The 18,803-nt window shown below is 31.6% G+C and carries 16 protein-coding genes; 15 read left to right on the top strand and 1 reads right to left on the bottom strand.

The features are described from left to right. The first annotated feature begins 88 nt into the window (after window positions 1-88). The 15 genes from hppD (at window position 89) to GQ47_RS21605 (ending at window position 18,243) form a co-directional block, all read left to right on the top strand. Window positions 89-1,249 (top strand): 4-hydroxyphenylpyruvate dioxygenase, encoded by a 1,161-nt coding sequence (hppD, locus tag GQ47_RS21680; RefSeq protein ID WP_035653039.1) that lies wholly within the window; start codon window positions 89-91, stop codon window positions 1,247-1,249. Between the two features lie 293 nt (window positions 1,250-1,542). Continuing rightward, a complete protein-coding gene (locus GQ47_RS21675) occupies window positions 1,543-2,313 on the top strand; it encodes a DUF3108 domain-containing protein (RefSeq protein ID WP_035653036.1) in 771 nt (256 codons plus the stop codon). Further along, complete coding sequence (locus GQ47_RS21670; RefSeq protein WP_035653034.1) at window positions 2,313-3,245, top strand: tryptophan 2,3-dioxygenase family protein; 933 nt, start codon at window positions 2,313-2,315, stop codon at window positions 3,243-3,245. Before GQ47_RS21675 ends, GQ47_RS21670 begins: the two co-directional genes overlap by 1 nt. 33 nt (window positions 3,246-3,278) lie before the next feature. Then, on the top strand, window positions 3,279-4,499 hold the full coding sequence (locus tag GQ47_RS21665; protein ID WP_035653031.1) for a M23 family metallopeptidase: 1,221 nt from the start codon (window positions 3,279-3,281) through the stop codon (window positions 4,497-4,499). A gap of 32 nt (window positions 4,500-4,531) precedes the next feature. Beyond that, the gene (locus GQ47_RS21660) at window positions 4,532-5,152 is read left to right on the top strand and encodes a hypothetical protein (protein WP_035653029.1); all 621 of its coding nucleotides are present in this window, start codon (window positions 4,532-4,534) and stop codon (window positions 5,150-5,152) included. A 482-nt stretch (window positions 5,153-5,634) separates the two neighbouring features. After that, on the top strand, window positions 5,635-6,297 hold the full coding sequence (locus GQ47_RS21650) for a hypothetical protein (protein WP_035653024.1): 663 nt from the start codon (window positions 5,635-5,637) through the stop codon (window positions 6,295-6,297). A 137-nt stretch (window positions 6,298-6,434) separates the two neighbouring features. Beyond that, a complete protein-coding gene (pgi, locus tag GQ47_RS21645; RefSeq protein ID WP_035653022.1) occupies window positions 6,435-8,078 on the top strand; it encodes a glucose-6-phosphate isomerase in 1,644 nt (547 codons plus the stop codon). A 312-nt stretch (window positions 8,079-8,390) separates the two neighbouring features. Beyond that, window positions 8,391-11,237: a TonB-dependent receptor gene (locus GQ47_RS21640; RefSeq protein WP_035653020.1), complete on the top strand. Its 2,847-nt coding sequence runs from the start codon at window positions 8,391-8,393 to the stop codon at window positions 11,235-11,237. 105 nt (window positions 11,238-11,342) lie between these two features. After that, window positions 11,343-11,765 (top strand): hypothetical protein, encoded by a 423-nt coding sequence (locus GQ47_RS21635; RefSeq protein ID WP_035653017.1) that lies wholly within the window; start codon window positions 11,343-11,345, stop codon window positions 11,763-11,765. An 82-nt stretch (window positions 11,766-11,847) separates the two neighbouring features. Then, entirely contained in the window at window positions 11,848-12,330 is a 483-nt protein-coding gene (locus tag GQ47_RS21630; RefSeq protein ID WP_035653014.1) for a septal ring lytic transglycosylase RlpA family protein, read from the top strand. A 222-nt stretch (window positions 12,331-12,552) separates the two neighbouring features. Next, window positions 12,553-13,293, top strand: coding sequence for a nucleotidyltransferase domain-containing protein (locus GQ47_RS21625; protein WP_035653011.1), 741 nt, complete (start codon window positions 12,553-12,555; stop codon window positions 13,291-13,293). A gap of 47 nt (window positions 13,294-13,340) precedes the next feature. Next, the gene (locus GQ47_RS21620) at window positions 13,341-13,589 is read left to right on the top strand and encodes a hypothetical protein (RefSeq protein WP_035653008.1); all 249 of its coding nucleotides are present in this window, start codon (window positions 13,341-13,343) and stop codon (window positions 13,587-13,589) included. Between the two features lie 301 nt (window positions 13,590-13,890). Further along, a complete protein-coding gene (locus tag GQ47_RS21615) occupies window positions 13,891-15,048 on the top strand; it encodes a lanthionine synthetase LanC family protein (protein ID WP_035653007.1) in 1,158 nt (385 codons plus the stop codon). A 97-nt stretch (window positions 15,049-15,145) separates the two neighbouring features. Beyond that, window positions 15,146-17,377, top strand: coding sequence for a lantibiotic dehydratase family protein (locus GQ47_RS21610; RefSeq protein ID WP_035653004.1), 2,232 nt, complete (start codon window positions 15,146-15,148; stop codon window positions 17,375-17,377). 5 nt (window positions 17,378-17,382) lie between these two features. Continuing rightward, on the top strand, window positions 17,383-18,243 hold the full coding sequence (locus tag GQ47_RS21605; RefSeq protein ID WP_035653001.1) for a thiopeptide-type bacteriocin biosynthesis protein: 861 nt from the start codon (window positions 17,383-17,385) through the stop codon (window positions 18,241-18,243). A gap of 73 nt (window positions 18,244-18,316) precedes the next feature. On the opposite strand, the gene GQ47_RS21600 is transcribed toward GQ47_RS21605, so the two are convergent. Further along, window positions 18,317-18,772 (bottom strand): DinB family protein, encoded by a 456-nt coding sequence (locus GQ47_RS21600; protein ID WP_035653000.1) that lies wholly within the window; start codon window positions 18,770-18,772, stop codon window positions 18,317-18,319. Window positions 18,773-18,803 lie beyond the last annotated feature (31 nt).

Raw genomic sequence — 18,803 nt, 5'->3', positions numbered from 1 at the left:
TCATTTGTCAATGAGCCAATGTGATAATTTTTATCAGAATGCTCATTATCTAATTTTCTAATTAACTCATTTTCTAATTAAAAATATCATGAGCAAAGAAGTTAAATCAGTAGAATACGGATTAGAAAAAATATTTGAAGGAGCACAAGATTTCCTTCCATTATTAGGAACAGATTATGTAGAATTCTACGTTGGAAATGCTAAACAATCTGCACATTATTATAAAACAGCTTTCGGATATCAGTCATTGGCTTATGCCGGATTAGAAACCGGAGTTAAAGACAGAGCATCGTATGTTTTGAAACAAGACAAAATCAGAATTGTTTTGACTACGCCTTTAACAGCTGATTCTCCAATCAACGAACATTTGAAAAAACATGGCGATGGAGTAAAAGTTGCGGCACTTTGGGTTGAAGATGCTACAAAATCTTACGAAGAAACAATGAAACGTGGCGCGCGTTCTTTTATGGAGCCAACTATTGAAGAAGATGAGTTTGGTCAAGTTATCCGTTCTGGAATTTACACTTACGGAGAAACCGTTCATATTTTCGTAGAAAGAAAAAACTACAATGGAGTTTTCTTGCCAGGTTATAAAGAATGGAAATCAGATTACAATCCAGAACCAACCGGATTAAAATATATTGACCACATGGTTGGAAATGTAGGTTGGAATGAAATGAATACTTGGGTAAAATTCTACGAAGACGTTATGGGATTTGTGAATTTCTTATCTTTTGATGACAAACAAATTACCACAGAATATTCTGCTTTGATGAGTAAAGTAATGTCAAACGGAAACGGAAGAATAAAATTCCCAATCAACGAACCAGCCGAAGGAAAGAAAAAATCTCAAATTGAAGAATATTTAGATTTCTACGGCGGACCTGGAATTCAGCATATTGCCATCGCAACAGATGATATTATTAAAACCGTATCACAATTAAGAGCACGTGGTGTTGAATTTTTATCAGCTCCCCCACATACATACTACCAAGCAATTCCTGAAAGATTGGGCGTTCATATGGATATGATGAAAGAAGACATTAACGAAATTGAAAAATTAGCAATTATGGTTGATGCCGATGAAGATGGTTATCTTTTACAAATTTTTACGAAACCTGTTCAGGACCGACCTACCCTTTTCTTCGAAATTATTCAAAGAATGGGAGCAAAAGGATTCGGTGCAGGGAACTTTAAAGCCCTTTTTGAGTCGATTGAAAGAGAACAAGAATTGAGAGGAACATTATAAAAACGCTGATTTTTTACATTATGCAGAAAAATTCTCTGTAAAACGTTGATTTTTATGCAAATGTTATGTTAAACTTGCCTTTTGCTATTTCTTTTTTGAACTTTCTATCTATCTTTGCACTCGCAAAACAAAAGGGGTGGTTTCCTTTTGGATTGATATAAATTTCATAATTTATAGTTTTTTGGTTAGTTAATAGCATAAAAACTCAGTCATTACTTGACTGAGTTTTTTTGTTTTGGTACATTTGGAATAGAATTTGCAATTATCCTCATAAATATTTGTAAAACAGTACTATGAAAAAATTAATCCTCACTATATTCATCCTCACAGCCTTTAGTTTTGATTCACAAAAAGAAGACGCTTTCGATACAGGAGAGTTTTTTAAATTCAGAATTCACTACGGAATTATAAACGCAGGATATGCTACACTCGAAATCAAAGATGCAACAATAAATAACAAAAAAGTTTTCCATGCGGTGGGAAAAGGTTACACAACTGGCATGTCTAAATTTTTCTTTAAAGTCGAAGATTTATACGAAAGCTATTTTGACAGAGAAACCGGAAGTCCCTATCGTTATGTGAGAAAAATTGATGAAGGCGGTTATACCAAAAATCAGGAAGGCTTTTTTAATCAGGCAGAAAACAGAGTTTTGGTAAAAGATTACAAGCGAAAATCTGAAAAAACCATTGTAACTACTGATAATGTACAAGATATTGTTTCTTCATTTTACTACTTAAGAAATCATCCGAATATTGATAAATTAAAATCAGGTGAAGCCATAATAATTGACATGTTTTTTGATGATGAAATCACAAAATTTAAGTTAAAATATATAGGTCGTCAAGATATTACAACTAAATTTGGCACCGTTTCTACGATGGTTTTTAGACCATCTGTACAAAAAGGAAGGGTTTTCAAAGAAGAAGAAAGTTTAACACTCTGGATTACAGACGACGACAACAAAGTTCCTATTAGAATTAAAGCAGATCTTGCAGTTGGATCACTCAAAGCAGATCTTGATGAATATAAAGGATTAAAAAATCCATTTAAAGCAAAAAAATAATGAACCTTACTGATCATTCAGAATCAATTTTAAAAGAAATTGATCAAAAATTCCAAGCTATAAATCAAAAAACTGATGTTCAGTTAGAAGGATTGCTTTGGTCAAAACCAATTACATATTGGGATTATATTCAAACAGACGCCCTTTTAAATTTACAAATACAACGCACCACACTTCCTGACGAAATGGTCTTCATTATGTACCATCAAGTCAATGAATTAATCTTTAAAATGATTTTGTGGGAAATTGATCAAATTGCTGAAACAGAAAATATTCAGGTTGATTTTTTCAGTGAAAGACTTTCAAGAATCACGCGTTATTTTGACATGCTTACCAATTCGTTCAGCATTATGGAAAACGGAATGGATGTAGATCAATACATGAAATTCAGAAATACACTTACTCCTGCAAGTGGTTTTCAGAGCGCACAATATCGAATGATCGAATTTGCATCGACTGATGTTATCAATTTAACTGATAGAAGGTACAAAGCAAATTTTGATGAAAATACAGATTTAGAAACCAGTTTCGAACATTTGTATTGGCAAGCAGCTGGAAAAGATTATCAAACTGGAGAAAAATCATACTTGCTTAACGAGTTTGAGAAAAAATACAAAGAGCAGTTTTTAAGACAAATGTCATCGTTTAAAACAAAAAATATTTGGCAAAAATTCACACAACTTCCTATTGAAGATCAACAAAATACGGAACTAATTACTGCAATGCGCCATTATGATAAAACGGTAAATATTACCTGGGTAATGCAGCATCTTAATACTGCGAGAAAATATATTTTGGAAAGCGGAAAAGGCAACGGAGAAGCGACCGGAGGAAGTGACTGGCAAAAATATATGCATCCAAAATACCAAAGACGCATCTTTTTTCCTAAATTGTGGACCGAAGAAGAATTGTCCAATTGGGGAAATGAATAGAATATTTTAGTTTCCCAGAAAAATTTAAAAAGTTTGAAAAGAGCAGTCGTAATTTTAATAGTCTTGTTTTCTGTTTTCTCATGTAATAAAAAAGAGGAAATAGTTGAAAACAAAATTACCAAACCTAAAACCAAAAAAATAGAATTCGGGTTTAATTACGCAGACTATAATGTTGTAAATGATACCTTTTCAAAAGGAGATTCTTTTGGATCCATTTTTCAAAGTCAGAATATTGGCGACAAAAAAGTATTCGACATAGTGGAACAAGTTAAAGACTCTTTTAATGTCAGAACTATTCGTTATGGCAAACCTTTTACATTACTTCGTTCAAAAAACAAAACCAACAATCTTCAGGTTTTTATTTATCAGCCAGATGCACTAACGTATTATATTATTGACTTAAGAGACAGTATTGCAAAAGCTTATAAAAAAATAAAACCAGTAACCTTAAAAAGAAAAATTATTGGCGGTGTTTTAAAAAGCTCTCTTTCAGAAACTTTAGGAAATGAAAGTGTCGAAACAGCACTTGCGAGCAGAATTACAAAAGTATTTTCATGGTCGATTGACTTCTTCAAACTTAAAAAAGGTGATCGTTACGGATTAATTTTCACCGAAAGATTTATCAACGGAAAAACGTATGACGGCGTTGAAGAACTTGAAGCTGCATTTTTTGAATATAAAGGTAAAATCGTTTATGCTTTCCCTTTTGAAAAAGATACGCTTTCAGGAAAAATCGAATATTATGACGATCAAGGAAGAACGCTTAAAAATTTCTTTCTAAAAACACCAATCAAATTCAGCCGAATCACTTCAAGATTCACAATGAACAGATTCCATCCTGTGCAACATACCTGGAAAGCGCACAAAGGAACCGATTATGCCGCTCCAACAGGAACTCCAATTTCTACGACTGCATCTGGAGTTGTTGAAGCAACTGGATATACCGCAGGAAACGGGAACTTTGTAAAAGTAAAACATAACGGAACCTACTCTACTCAATATTTACATATGTCCAAAATCTTGGTTCGCCGAGGTCAGCGCGTTACTCAAGGACAAACTATTGGATTAGTAGGAAGTACCGGTTTAGCTTCTGGACCTCACGTTTGTTACCGTTTCTGGAAAAATGGCGTTCAGGTTGATGCGCTTCGTTTGAATTTACCAACCGGAGAATCTCTGACTGGAAATGATAAAACCCGTTTTGCAAAACAAATCGAACCTTTAAAGAGAGAATTGGATAGTATTGGAAATTTATAAAATTCAAAATTGACTTTTAAAATAGAAAAAACATGAAAAACGCTCGGCTTAAGGCGATTTACAATGAAACTTTTTCAGGTTTAAAATTATTTTATAGAGACACCAATCTCTCTGAAAGCTTAATTTCAAATTACAAAGTCGGGCAGATAATTCAGGAAAGAGGTTTTACTGATATGACTTCTATTGGCGGAGGTCTTTCTGGAAATTTCAGATATTTAATTGCAAGCTCTCATCCCAAAGACTTATCAAAATTCAATCCTGATTCGGCAAAAATTGGTCACTTTCTTTTGGACACAATTACTTATTTTAAAGTTTTGGATATTTATAAAATCGGAGATAAAACTCAGGTTTTTCTCTTGAACATTCCTGACAATTCAATTTCACTTTTCAAAAACTCCTCTTCAAATCTGGAAGAAGAAATTATAGAAAAAGCAAGAAAAAAATTCAGTGACAAAATCAATATTGCTTTAATTCCTGAATTACAAACTGAAAATTGGAAGGAAAGAACTAAATCTCCAATAGGAATGAATGAAATTGGAGAACTGTTTTTTGATGATTCTAAAATTAAAATGGAATCGCCAAAAAGAATTAAAATTGACATAGAAAAGAAAACTATTGAAGTTAATAAAAAACCTTGGTGGAAGGTTTGGTAATCTGACTTATGAAAAAACTGCTAAAATATTTTCTCTTTTTTGCTTTTATTTCATGCCAAACCAAACCGTTTGAAATTAGTTTCGACACATATAATGATTATAAAAAAGAAACTAATTTGAGATTAAAGGTTTGGTTTCCAAATATCATTAAATCCGATTCTTACAATCTAAAAAGTGGTTCTCACCTTGGCTCTTGCAACTTTGTAAAATTCAACTACTCTAATAATAAGAGTTACGACTCCTTATTCTTCAACAGTACAAAAGTTCCTCTATTTTCATTTCAACAAAAAATAAAAAAATACGACGAGCTAAAACCAAATTGGTTCCCAGATTATAATGAAATAAATAACACCGATTTTGAAATTATAAAAACCGATAGGTATGATATTGCTAGAAAGAAATCTACACATGAAATCTTTTGCTTCTGTGAAAATTAAACTTTTAAGAATAAAATAAAAAACATTAAAAACCAACCCCAAATAATGACTGAACATTTTATCGCTTTTAAGAATTTCCCAACACGCATCCAGGCCAAAGAACTTGAAATATTATTGGACAGAAATAATATTAAATCTGTTTTAGCCGATAATATTGCTCCCGTTGACATTACTTTTTCAGGAAGTACTTTACAAAATCAATACGAAATAAAAATTGACCCAGCAGATTTTGCAAAAGCCGAAGCTATTTTGGAAAAAGACACTGAAAGCATTCTAAATGAAGTTGACAAAGATTATTACCTTTTAAATTTTTCAGATGAAGAATTGTACGATGTTCTTTTAAAATCGGATGAATGGAATGTTTTTGATTACAAATTGGCTCAAAAACTTTTAATCGAACGAGGCAAAAATATTGATTCAGAAGTGCTTGCTTCCTTAAAAAAAGAGCGCTTACAAATTTTAGCAAAACCAGAAGAACCTCAAAAATCTTGGATTACTGTTGGTTATATATTTTCTCTTTTAGGTGGTTTCCTTGGAATCATTATTGGATATCTTCTTTGGACTTCTAAAAAAACATTACCAAACGGCGAACGTATTTATTCTTATAATGAGGACGATCGAAAACACGGGAAAACTATTTTTATTCTTGGAACGATAATTTTTCCTTTGGCACTTTTAGTCAAAATCCTGACCTCTGATAAATTTTAAAAACTGGCCATTTTCAAATAACATTCATAAAACGTTTTCGTAACTAATTGTTATATAATCGTGAACCGTTACCCTTTTAAAAGTTATTTCAGTATTTTTGTGTTTCTAAAAAAAACAAACCACATAATAAAATAAAAATGGCTTTAAACACAACAAACCCTACTGGGACTGAGGCGTGGAAAAATCTCCAAAACCACTATAACGCAATTCACGAAACTACGATACAAGAATTATTTCAGCAAGATAATGCACGTGCTGAAAAATTCAACTTGCAATGGAATGACTTTTTAGTTGATTATTCTAAGAACAATATTAGTCAGGAAACAATTTCACTTTTATTAGAATTGGCAAATTCTATTGGATTAAAAAATGCAATAGCTGATTATTTTGGAGGAGAATTAATCAACAAAACTGAAAACCGCGCTGTTTTACACACAGCTTTGCGCGCTCCGGAATCGGCAATAATTAATGTTGACGGAGAAAATGTAATTCCGGAAGTTTATGAAGTAAAAAATAAAATCAAAAATTTTACAAACGAAGTAATTTCTGGAGAAAGAAAAGGTTTTACAGGAAAAGCTTTTACAGACGTTGTAAATATTGGAATTGGAGGTTCAGATCTTGGTCCGGTTATGGCGGTTGAAGCTTTGCAATTCTACAAAAATCATTTGAATTTACATTTCGTTTCTAATGTTGACGGCGATCACGTAAACGAAATAATCAAAAAGTTAAATCCTGAAACAACTTTATTTTTAATTGTTTCTAAAACTTTTACCACTCAGGAAACGCTTTCAAATTCGGAAACTATTAAAGAATGGTTTTTGAAATCAGCTTCTCAGGAAGATATTGCAAAACATTTCGTTGCGGTTTCTACAAACATCCAGAAAGTAACAGAATTCGGAATTAATCCAGACAACGTTTTCCCGATGTGGGACTGGGTTGGAGGAAGATTTTCTCTTTGGAGTGCAGTTGGTTTAAGTATTGCTTTGGCAATTGGTTTTGACAATTACAACCAATTATTAGTTGGAGCTCATGATATGGATAACCATTTCAAATCGGCAGAATTTGACGAAAACATTCCCGTAATTTTAGCTTTATTAAGCGTTTGGTACAATAATTTTTATGGTGCTGAAAGTGAAGCTTTGATTCCTTACACACAATATTTATCAAAACTGGCTCCGTACTTGCAACAGGCAACTATGGAAAGTAACGGAAAAAGTGTTGGCCGTGACGGAAAACCTGTGAACTACCAAACTGGAACAATAATCTGGGGAGAGCCAGGAACAAACTCGCAACATGCATTTTTCCAATTAATTCATCAGGGAACAAAAAGAATCCCAACTGATTTCATCGGATTTGTAAAACCACTTTACGGAAACGAAGATCACCACGATAAATTAATGTCAAACTTTTTCGCTCAGACAGAAGCTTTAATGAATGGAAAAACTCCGGCACAAGTTCAGGCAGAATTTGACAAGCAAGGACTTTCAGCAGAAAAAGCATCTTACTTATTGCCATTTAAAGTTTTCACAGGAAACAAACCAACGAACACAATTTTGATTGAAAAGTTAACGCCAAAAAGTTTAGGTTCGTTAATTGCATTATATGAACACAAAATTTTCGTTCAGGGAATTATCTGGAACATTTTCAGTTTTGATCAATGGGGAGTTGAATTAGGAAAACAATTAGCAAATTCAATTCTGGATGAAATAAATTCTAAAACTGTTAAGACTCACGACAGCTCGACAACATTTTTGCTAAATCACTTTTTGAAGAATAAGTAAATCACAAATTTACAACCAACTGAAACGCCTTAATTTACTTAAAATTAAGGCGTTTTTTCATACAAAAAGTACTATTACAGCCTTCAAAAAAGGTTTATTTGAAAGTTTACAGCTACAGCACTGTTGAAATTATTATCATTTTAACAAAATACAGTGCATAAAATTTACAAAAGCGTTATTTAATTTAATGAAAAAAGAAAAAATCATTTTAATGCGCAACAGAAAACGTAAAACTAATTTTTCTTAACATTTTGATAACATTATCTGATTTTATTGTTATAATTTTGCCAAAAACAATAAACTAAATAACAAATGAAGAAAATGAAAAATTGGTTACTTACTGGACTATTTTTTATGATAGTTTCAACCGTATTTTCTCAAGGAAAAGTTACTGGTACAATTACCGACGCAACGGGCGGTTCATTACCAGGAGCAAACGTAGCGATCAAAGGATCATCTACAGCTACTTCAACAGATTTTGATGGTAAATTTACCATTACTTCAACAACGGGTTCAGGAGAGATTGTTGTCTCTTTCATCGGTTATGACAACAAAACTGTAAAATTTACAGTATCAAATGGCTCAACTACAAACTTAGGTGAGATTACTTTAGCATCTAACTCAAACGAATTAAGTGAGATTGTAGTAAAAAGTACAGTAATTGACGTTGCTAAAGACAGAAAAACTCCGGTTGCTGTGTCTACAATTAAAGCAGCTGAAATTCAGCAAAAACTTGGAACTCAAGAATTTCCAGAGATCTTAAAAAACACTCCTTCAGTTTATGCAACTAAATCAGGTGGTGGTTTTGGAGATTCTAGAGTAAACATTCGTGGTTTTAACCAAAACAACATTGCGGTTATGATCAACGGTATGCCAGTTAACGACATGGAAAATGGTTCTGTTTACTGGAGTAACTGGGCTGGTTTATCAGATGTTGCATCTGTTATCCAAGTTCAAAGAGGTTTAGGAGCTTCTAAACTTGCTACACCTTCTGTAGGGGGTACAATCAATGTTATCACAAGAACTTCTGACAGAAAAGAAGGTGGATCTTTCTCTTCTGGATTTGGAAACGCTAGAAATTTCAAAATTCAAGGTTCATACAGCACAGGAAAATTAAGCAACGGATTTTCTGCATCTATTTTGTTATCTCAAACAATGGGAGACGGATATGTTCAAGGCACACAATTTGAAGGATCAAATTACTTCGCTGCTTTAGGATATACTACTAAAAATAACAAACACGATCTTCAGTTAACAGTAACTGGTGCGCCACAATGGCACAACCAAAGATCTACTGCATCTACTATTGCAACTTACCAACAGTATGGAACTAAAGAAGATCCAAACACAAGATACAATGCTGATACAGGGTACTTGAATGGTGAGCAATACAACATCAGAAAAAACTACTACCATAAGCCAATTGCATCTCTTAACTGGGATTATGCAATCAATGAGACTACAAAACTTTCTACAGTATTGTACGCTTCTTGGGGACGTGGTGCTGGAGCTAGTGCAACTGGAGGTATTAAAGGAAAAGCATACAATGACGTATTGGCTTTCAGAAGAGCTGACGGTTTAATCGATTATGATAAAATCTACGATTACAACTCTGGACAAACTGTTACAATTGGAGGTCTTACTGGTCCTCAAACAAGAACAAAAATTGGTGGAGTTTACCAAAACAGTTCTTATTTCAATACAGGCTCAAATATAGCCGATTATAACCCGCAAACGAACATTAATACATCAGGTATTTCACAAACTTCATCTATCAACTCTCATGACTGGTATGGTGCTGTAATCAACTTAAACAAAAAACTGTCTAATACTTTAACATTAGATTTCGGTTTTGACGGAAGAACTTACAAAGGATACCACTATACAGTATTAAATGATTTATTAGGTGGTGGAGAATATTACGATAACTTTATCGCTGATTTAAAACCAGCTGGAAGACACCTTACAACTACTTACGATACAAGCGTTCAATGGAACCCATTTGACAAGAAAAACTATGAGAAAATCTCTTTCAATAGTACAGGTAACGTAAAATGGTACGGTTTGTTTACTCAATTAGAGTACTCTAAAGATAATTTAAGTGCCTTTGTACAAGGAGCTATTTCTCAACAAGGATACAAAAGAGAAGATGATTTCGTTTACACAGCTAACGATCCATTAAGATCTACTCCATACGAAAATGTACTAGGAGGAAATGCTAAAGCGGGTGTAAATTACAACATCAACGAAAAACACAATGTATTCGTTAATGCTGGATACTACTCAAAACAACCTTTCTTTAACTCAGTTTACCCTAACAACAGATCTACAGTTAACCCTAACTTAACTAATGAGAAAATCTTAGGATTTGAAGCTGGTTACGGATTCCGTTCTAAATACTTTACTGCAAACGTAAACCTTTACAACACAAACTGGGATGACAGATACTTAAAAGGAAATGCTTTACCAGCTAATGCCATTCCTGGTCTTCCTGCTAACACAACGTACACAGAGTACGTAGGTCTTAACGAGGTTCACTCAGGAGTTGAATTTGAAGGTAGTTCAAACATTACTGACAGATTAAAAGTTACTGGTATGTTCTCTTACGGAATCTGGGAATACAAAGGAAATGCTACTGCAAATGCTTATTATACAGCTGACAACACACCAGTTCCTGGATATACTGGAGCTACGATCTACATGGATGGAGTAAAAGTTGGTGATGCAGCTCAAATGACAGCATCTTTAGGAGCTTCTTACGAAGTTTTGACAAGATTCTTTTTAGATGCTAACATTAACTATAATGATAATTTGTATGCTGGAATTAACCCAGTGAGCTTTACTTCTGCAACGAACAAAGGTTCATTACAGTTACCTGCTTACGGTTTAGTTGATGCTGGTTGGTCATACAAAATGTTAGTTGGTCAAAACAAAGATAAATCTGTAAACTTCAGATTAAACATCAACAACGTATTTGACAGAACGTATATTGCTGAATCAAGAACAAACATTTTCGCTGATGACAATGTAAGCTCAACAAATGCAGCTTTAGGAACTTACGCTTCAAATAACAGATTGTACAAAGGAGTAGCTGATGCTAACCAAGTATTCTTCGGATTCGGAAGAACTTGGAACTTCTCACTACGTTACGATTTCTAAAATTTAGAATCTTAATAAATAATAAAACGGCATTGACTTTTAGTTTAATGCCGTTTTTTTTATGGCCTTTTTTTCTATATTTGTTTAAAACAAAAAACATAATTTATGGATCATTTTTTAAAAGAACTTCACTCGGGCTGGGCTTACTTAGCATTATTGCTTCTTTTAGTTGCTGTCGTGAATGCGCTAATTGGCCTCAATTCTAAAAAAGAATTTACTGCCAAAGACCGCAAAATTTCGTTATTTGCCTTAATTGGAACTCACACACAATTATTGATTGGTCTTATTCTTTACTTTGTATCTCCTTTAGGGAAAGCAGCTTTCGGGCAAATGTCTAATGCTGAACTTAGACTTACATCACTTGAACACCCTCTTATTAATATTATAGCTATCATTCTGATTACTATCGGATGGTCTAAACATAAAAAACTAATCAATAGCGAAGCAAAGTTTAAGACGTTTGCTATTTTTTATGGTTTAGGTTTATTGCTTATTTTAAGCAGAATTCCATGGAACCTTTGGTTCTAATAAAAAAGTCCTAAATTTGTAGGACTTTTTTTATAATGGCACATTATTTGTACAAACTCCCCAAGTCTGAAAAAAATAACCCATGAGAAATAAGAAAAACTATATACTCACAATGCTTACGGCAGCTTTTATAAGTTGTTTTACCTACGTTATAAGCCAAACCAAGCCAGTAATTGAGCCAAAAGCTCAAGACTCCCTGACAAAACCAAATTTAATTCCAATACCGACAGACTCCATTTTTACGGACAAAGGATTAAAATTGAAAACCTACAAAAAAAACGCTCATGCCTCCTACTATGCAGATCGTTTTAATGGTAAAAAAACCGCTGATGGAAGCCGTTTTAATAATAGCAAATATACCGCAGCACACAAAAAACTTCCTTTCGGGACACGTGTTAAAGTAACAAACGAAGCCAATGGAAAGTTTGTAATTGTAAAAATCACCGATCGTGGTCCTTTTGTCAAAACTCGCGAAATTGACCTTTCAAAACGAGCATTTATGGAGATTACAAAAAGTAAAGGTGCCGGCGCTATGAAGGTAACCATTGAGACTATTATAGAATAATATATTCAACATTCAGACCCGACACATTTTAAAACTGTCGGGTTTTTCATTCTACAAACTAATTCATTGTAAATTTCCTTTTTAATACAGATAATAATTTAACTGATCAAAAGATTTATATTTTCAATTTTAAAACTTACAAAATAGTAGGAAAATATTCCAACTTCGCTCCTTATTTTTTTTAAATTTACTTTACTTTAGTATTATATTAAGTAAATAAAAATGGAAAAAGCTCTTGAAAAGTTTTTAGAAAGCTGGCAAAATAACACAAATGTAATTGGAATACTTTTAACAGGAAGTTATGCCGTTAACATGAATCATAAAAATTCTGACGTAGACATTAGAATTATATTTGACAAAGATTGTGACACGGTTAAAGGATTAATAGAAATTGATGGTTTTAAATTTTCCTACTTAGGAAGAAGTTATGATAAAATAGAAAATAGAATTAAAAAAGAATTCTTAATAAACTACAAGTTTGAAGCAAACGTAATTCGTATTGGAAAAGTTTTATTGGAAAAAAATTCTAAAGTGAACGAATTAAAACAAATAGCAACTTATTATCAACAAAGTGCCTTTTTAGTAAAAGACAAAGACCGTAATAAATTAAAAACAGACATGTATTTACTATATAATTATAAAAGTTATTTACTGTCTTTAGATCAAAATTCTCCATTTTTCATTTATACTTATATGTCATTTATGAAATTATGTTTAAAATCTTATTCTGAATTTTTAAATTCTGAACAAGTAACTGATTTAAAAACTGAAAAACTATTCACAAATTCATCATATAGAGAAAAATCTGGCTGGATCGAATTTCCAGATAGAAAATTTGTAGTTCTTTGGCAAAGTTGTATATCTGACATTAGTAAACAAAATCTTTCAGAAATATTTCATTACTTAGAAAATAAAATAATAAAATTTAACGAAAAAAACTACAAAATAATTTGGAAAGAATAATTTCTTTTTTATATTCGTAATACTTATCTTAATTAAAAAGAAAAATTATGAAAACTAATCTTAAATTATCGAAAATTACTATTTCAAAATTAGACAATCTTAATTTCAATGCTTTAGAAAATGAACAGTTAGCCAATGTCAAAGGTGGTGGTGGAGATGGTGTTCCCATAAAATTCCCAGGTTCTCCAACTGTAACTGCTCCGTATAATGACACAACACATCTTTCAAGTTGCGAATATGGTATTGGTGACGACGGCAATAATGATTACGGAAATTGTATCAGCAGACAATCCTAATGCTCTCGAAGAAATTAGTATCTAAAATAATAATTTTGGATACTAATTTCTTTTCATTATTAAATAAAACTTATGCTAATATATTTTTGAGTTTATTAATATGATTTCTGCAATCTTATCGGTTTTAATGTAACATCATTTAATGATTAAATAGCACTAAAATCTTAAATTATGAAGTTTGCAAGACAATTATCATTATCGGTAATGGCCAATCAGACAACCTCAATAAATAAACATGTATCAATCCAAATAAATCCAAAACGGAAAAGTTTTGGATTTTTTATTAACCTTTTAGAAAATCATGACCTTAATAGAATCAAAAATTCACTCAATTAATGAGAGAATAAGTTATGGTTTTCATAATATGGAAGACATTGGAGTTTTAAACGGTCTATCTGGTTTAGCATTGTTTAATTTCTATTACTCCAAAAATTTTAAAACAGAAAATAAGACTGGACAGCAAATTTTAGAAAAGTGTATTGATAAAATTAACGAAGGATATTCAAAGCCTACTTATTGTAATGGAATAATAGGATTAGGTTGGGTTATAAATCATTTAATAAAAGAAAAGTTTATAGATTCTTCAAATAATGAAGTTTTATCAGATATTGACACCTACGCTTCTTATTACATCCAAGAATCATTACTTGAAAAAAACATTGATGCTTTACATGGGGCCATAGGGTATGCACATTATTTTGTTGATCGATGGGAACAATCTACCGTGTTTAAAAGTAAAGAATTAATCGAAGATCATCTTCTTATGCTGGTTGAAAATCTGAAACACCTCTTTACTGACATAGAATTATTCGCTAAAGAAAAAGAGATTACAGTTAAAATGAGTTTTCAAAACAGAGTAGCCTTTGGATTAGCTCATGGTATTTCCAGCATTATATTCATTCTCAACAAAATATCAAAAATATCAAAGCTTCAGAAAGAATCATTGATATTAGCAGATTGTTATGCAGATTATTTATTTAAATACAAAGACACAAAAAATACCGGAATTTCAATATTTCCAAATTATCTAGATTCGGAAGGAATTGTTAAATACTCTAGTGCTCTTTCCTGGTGTTCTGGAGACTTAGGCATCGGAATAAATCTTCTAAACACCTCTATCAATTATAATCAAAAGGAAAAGCACAAAGATGAAGGAATCAGAATTTTAAAAAAATCAGCTTATAGAATGAATTTAGAACAATCATTATTACAAACAAATGGTTTTTGTCATGGATACTTTGGTGCTTCTAAAATTTTCTCAGATGCCTATAGAATAACTAAAGACAAAGACCTCGACAAAACAAGCCAATTTTGGTTAAAATTAGGTTTAGAAAATCTAACCATAAAGGATAATAATGACTTATCAATCTTATATGGATTATCAGGCATTGGTCTTACATTACTTGAAACTTTCAGCTCGGAAAGACTTAAATGGGATGAATGTTTATTTCTACAATAGATTTATTTCCCACCCCCTTTAAGTTCTAAAATTATATCAACAATTTCTCTTCTAGACACCATATATAAAGTATTTAATTTTATACAACCTAAATACAATGAGTAACTTTCCTTATAAATTATTTACAAAATATATTTTACGAACGCCTTTATATCCCATTTCAGATTTATTTGCTTTTTACAATGACATAGAAGAAAATGAATCAGCTTTTAAAAAAAAATTTAATAACACTCTTATACAGGAAGCCCTTTTTATATCTTCCCCCAGCCTTTATTTCACCTTAAAACAATGGCTGGATGGAGAACTGGTTGATCCGAAAAAAATCGAAAAATTAAAAAACTCACTTACAAAATACTTAACCCGTATGTCTTCAAGGTGCACTCCTTTTGGGCTATATGCCGGTTACTCTATTGGATCTTTTGCAGAGCAAAACAACATCTCGATTAGTGATTACAAGAATCATACAAGGCACACTAAACTGGATATGTTTTATTTAGTTTCTCTTGTTAATGATTTGGTTAAAGATCCTCGAATTAAAAACAACATTCGTTTTTTCTCTAATTCAACTTTGTACAATGTAAATAATGAGTTACGTTATATTGAGTACAAGTATTTTGGTCTAAAAAGATTCCACGAAATTGTTTCTGTTGAAAAAACAGAAGTATTGGATTTTGTTTTATCATTTTCAAAAAATGGACACCTGATTTCTGAAATCGCCAGCGAATTAATAAATAAATTTACTGATGTAGATTATGATGACGCTATAGGATTTATAACAGAGCTAGCCGATAACCAATTACTTATCAGCGAGCTTGAACCATTATTAATAGGTGAGGATTATTTTGTGCTGCTCCAGCAAATAATCAAAAAAAATGAGGGCATAGAGGACATTAGAATTATCATCGACTCTATAGCCGACAAAATTGAAAAATTAGATACAAGAATTGGAAATCAAATCTCTAAATACAATGATATACACGAACTATTGCGTGAATTCAAAACCAGATTTGATCCTAAATTTCTATTCCAAACTGATTTAAAAATTGCAACAAAAGAAAACACTCTCAGCAAAACTATAATTAAAGATATAAGAGAGGGAATAATGATCTTAAATCATGTATCACCAATTTACGAGAATCACTCTTTACAACATTTTAAAAAGCAATTTGGTGAAAAATTTGGTGAGTCAGAAATTCCTTTGTCCATAGCATTAGATTCTGAATTCGGAATTGCTTATAATGAAAGCATGTACCATAATATATTACCTGATGACTCTTTTATTAATCATATGGTATTAAAAAAAAGAAATTCATTGCCTGATATTAAACTAAACAGTACAGATATTCATTTACACGAAAAAATTACTGACGCCTATAGAAGAAATGAATACAGCATTATTCTGGACAAGGATAAATTACCGCGAACTAATGACAATTGGGATAATCTTCCGGAAACAATGTCTTTTATTACCGAATTTATTTTTACAGATGGCAAACAAAAAATATTACTAACAGGTGGCGGAGGTTCAACTGCAGCAAATCTAATCGGAAGGTTCACAATCGCTGATCCGGAAATTCGAAATTATGCAGAGCAAATAAGCGCGATTGACAAAAAATTTAATAAAGATGTGGTTTTAGCTGAAATTGTCCATTTATCAGAAGCAAGAGTTGGAAATATTACTTCGAGATCATCCTTATACGATTATGAAATCCCTTATCTCGCAAAATCTATAAAAAAAATAGACAATCAAATTCCTATTACTGATTTAGTCGTTTCTGTTAGTGATACCGGAAAAATAATGCTTCGTTCTGTTTCAAAGAACAAAAAAGTAATCCCACGATTAATCAACGCCCACAACTATGGATTTAACAATACGCCTATATATAGATTTTTATGTGATTTGCAATTAGCAGATAAAAGAAAAGGAATTCGGCTTGACTTAGGGAATATTTCTAAACTATATAAGTTTGTTCCAAGAGTAGAATATAAAGACATTATTTTTAGAAAGGCAACATGGAATTTCAACAAAGAAGACTTAGTGTCTCTTTTTAAAACGGACAATTATAATAGCCTAAAAGAAACGATAAAAGATCTAAGAACAGAATGGAAAATTCCTCGATATATTAATTTAATTGAAGCAGACAATGAACTATTAATCGATCTCGAAAACAAAAGATCGATTAATGTTATGCTTGATATCGTTTCCAAAAAAGAAAAAATAAGCCTTGAAGAATTTCTCTTCTCAGATGAAAATCAAATAGTACAAAGAGGAGAAAATAATTTCACCAATCAAGTAATCATTTCAATTTATAAAAACCACACAAACTAATCATAATGGTTGAAAAAATAAAAAATCGCTTTTTTCCTGGCGACGATTGGCTATACTTTAAAATATATTGTGGCTACAAAGTATCTGATGTTTTATTAACTGAAATCATTAATCCTCTTACAGAACAACTTATCAGAGAAAATTATATAAAAAAATGGTTTTTTATTAGATATAATGATCCAAATTATCACATCAGATTCCGGCTTGAACTTACAGATAAAAAAAATATCGGACACGTAATAAATGAATTCAACAATTTGTTACAAGAATACTTAGAGTCTAAATCGGTTTGGTCTCTACAAATAGATTGTTACGATAGAGAAATCGAACGATATGGTTTAAATACAATGGAATTAGCAGAAGAAGTTTTTTTTAATGATAGCGTCGAAATAATTAATTTTCTAGCTACAACAAAAAATGACGGCCCTGATATTGTTCCAGAGTCTAAACCTATCTTCAGTCTAAAACTAATAGATTTTTATTTGACTCATTTTGAATTAACAGATTCTCAAAAATTAAGTTTTATGGAAAGACTTAGAAATTCATTCAACAAAGAATTTGACATTAACAAAGAAAATAAAAAACAAATTGAAAAAGTCTATAACAATCATAAAGAATCAATCCATAAGCAATTATTGGATACTAATAATATCATAACAAATACTGCAATAAAATATAATATAGACGAAATCCTAAAAGTTATAAAACAGGAATCGATACCAGAGAACAAATTGACTTATTTAATCTCAAGCTTCGTGCATATGTCCCTTAACAGATTATATTATTCTAATAATCGAATCCATGAATTAGTATGCTACGATGTTTTATGGAAATTTTATAAATCTAAAATTAGCCGAGGTTTGTAAAATCCATATTAGACAAAAAAAACACCAGCTTAAAAACTGGTGTTATATAAAACCTAACTTACGGCTTTTATTTTTAAACAAATTTTCTAATGCTCCACACAATTCCGGTGTGAATGCCCTCGTGATAATTATTAAAATTCAAAGCATCTTCAACATTGCGTAATGTAAATCCCATGCTTGTTAAATATTCATTGTAACTAACAAAAACATTTGCTTCAAAATCTTTTTCTGTTTGCGTTAATGTAGCTGAAAGCAAATTCCTGATTTCATCAACTTCGGCTTGAGAAACATCGCCTTCAGGTTTTGTCCCTTTTTTGTACTTCGCAATAAATTCTTCAGAAACCAATGTTGGCAAACCTGATAATTTGTACACTAAAACTTGCTGTGATGAGACACAATGTGCAATGTTCCAAATCAGATTATTGCTAAATCCTTCCGGAATTTTATTTAATTGCTCTAATGAATGATTGTCTAAAACCTTCAAAAGATTTTCTCTAATGGTTTTTTGTACTTCAAAAACTGAGTTCATAATTATATTTTTTTTCTAAAATTAATCAATT

The sequence above is a fragment of the Flavobacterium sp. ASV13 genome (assembly GCF_000745775.1).
Classification (GTDB): Bacteria; Bacteroidota; Bacteroidia; order Flavobacteriales; family Flavobacteriaceae; genus Flavobacterium.
This window is presented reverse-complemented; position numbering and strand designations above follow the sequence as displayed.

What these genes read in the sequence shown, in the direction of transcription:
- GQ47_RS21635 (WP_035653017.1), top strand. Translation starts at nt 11,343, where the DNA reads ATGGATCATTTTTTAAAAGAACTTCACTCGGGCTGGGCTTACTTAGCA.
- GQ47_RS21660 (WP_035653029.1), top strand. Translation starts at nt 4,532, where the DNA reads ATGAAAAACGCTCGGCTTAAGGCGATTTACAATGAAACTTTTTCAGGT.
- GQ47_RS21605 (WP_035653001.1), top strand. Translation starts at nt 17,383, where the DNA reads ATGGTTGAAAAAATAAAAAATCGCTTTTTTCCTGGCGACGATTGGCTA.
- GQ47_RS21630 (WP_035653014.1), top strand. Translation starts at nt 11,848, where the DNA reads ATGAGAAATAAGAAAAACTATATACTCACAATGCTTACGGCAGCTTTT.
- GQ47_RS21625 (WP_035653011.1), top strand. Translation starts at nt 12,553, where the DNA reads ATGGAAAAAGCTCTTGAAAAGTTTTTAGAAAGCTGGCAAAATAACACA.
- GQ47_RS21615 (WP_035653007.1), top strand. Translation starts at nt 13,891, where the DNA reads ATGACCTTAATAGAATCAAAAATTCACTCAATTAATGAGAGAATAAGT.
- GQ47_RS21620 (WP_035653008.1), top strand. Translation starts at nt 13,341, where the DNA reads ATGAAAACTAATCTTAAATTATCGAAAATTACTATTTCAAAATTAGAC.
- hppD (WP_035653039.1), top strand. Translation starts at nt 89, where the DNA reads ATGAGCAAAGAAGTTAAATCAGTAGAATACGGATTAGAAAAAATATTT.
- GQ47_RS21600 (WP_035653000.1), bottom strand. Translation starts at nt 18,772, where the DNA reads ATGAACTCAGTTTTTGAAGTACAAAAAACCATTAGAGAAAATCTTTTG.
- GQ47_RS21675 (WP_035653036.1), top strand. Translation starts at nt 1,543, where the DNA reads ATGAAAAAATTAATCCTCACTATATTCATCCTCACAGCCTTTAGTTTT.
- GQ47_RS21640 (WP_035653020.1), top strand. Translation starts at nt 8,391, where the DNA reads ATGAAGAAAATGAAAAATTGGTTACTTACTGGACTATTTTTTATGATA.
- GQ47_RS21670 (WP_035653034.1), top strand. Translation starts at nt 2,313, where the DNA reads ATGAACCTTACTGATCATTCAGAATCAATTTTAAAAGAAATTGATCAA.
- pgi (WP_035653022.1), top strand. Translation starts at nt 6,435, where the DNA reads ATGGCTTTAAACACAACAAACCCTACTGGGACTGAGGCGTGGAAAAAT.
- GQ47_RS21650 (WP_035653024.1), top strand. Translation starts at nt 5,635, where the DNA reads ATGACTGAACATTTTATCGCTTTTAAGAATTTCCCAACACGCATCCAG.
- GQ47_RS21610 (WP_035653004.1), top strand. Translation starts at nt 15,146, where the DNA reads ATGAGTAACTTTCCTTATAAATTATTTACAAAATATATTTTACGAACG.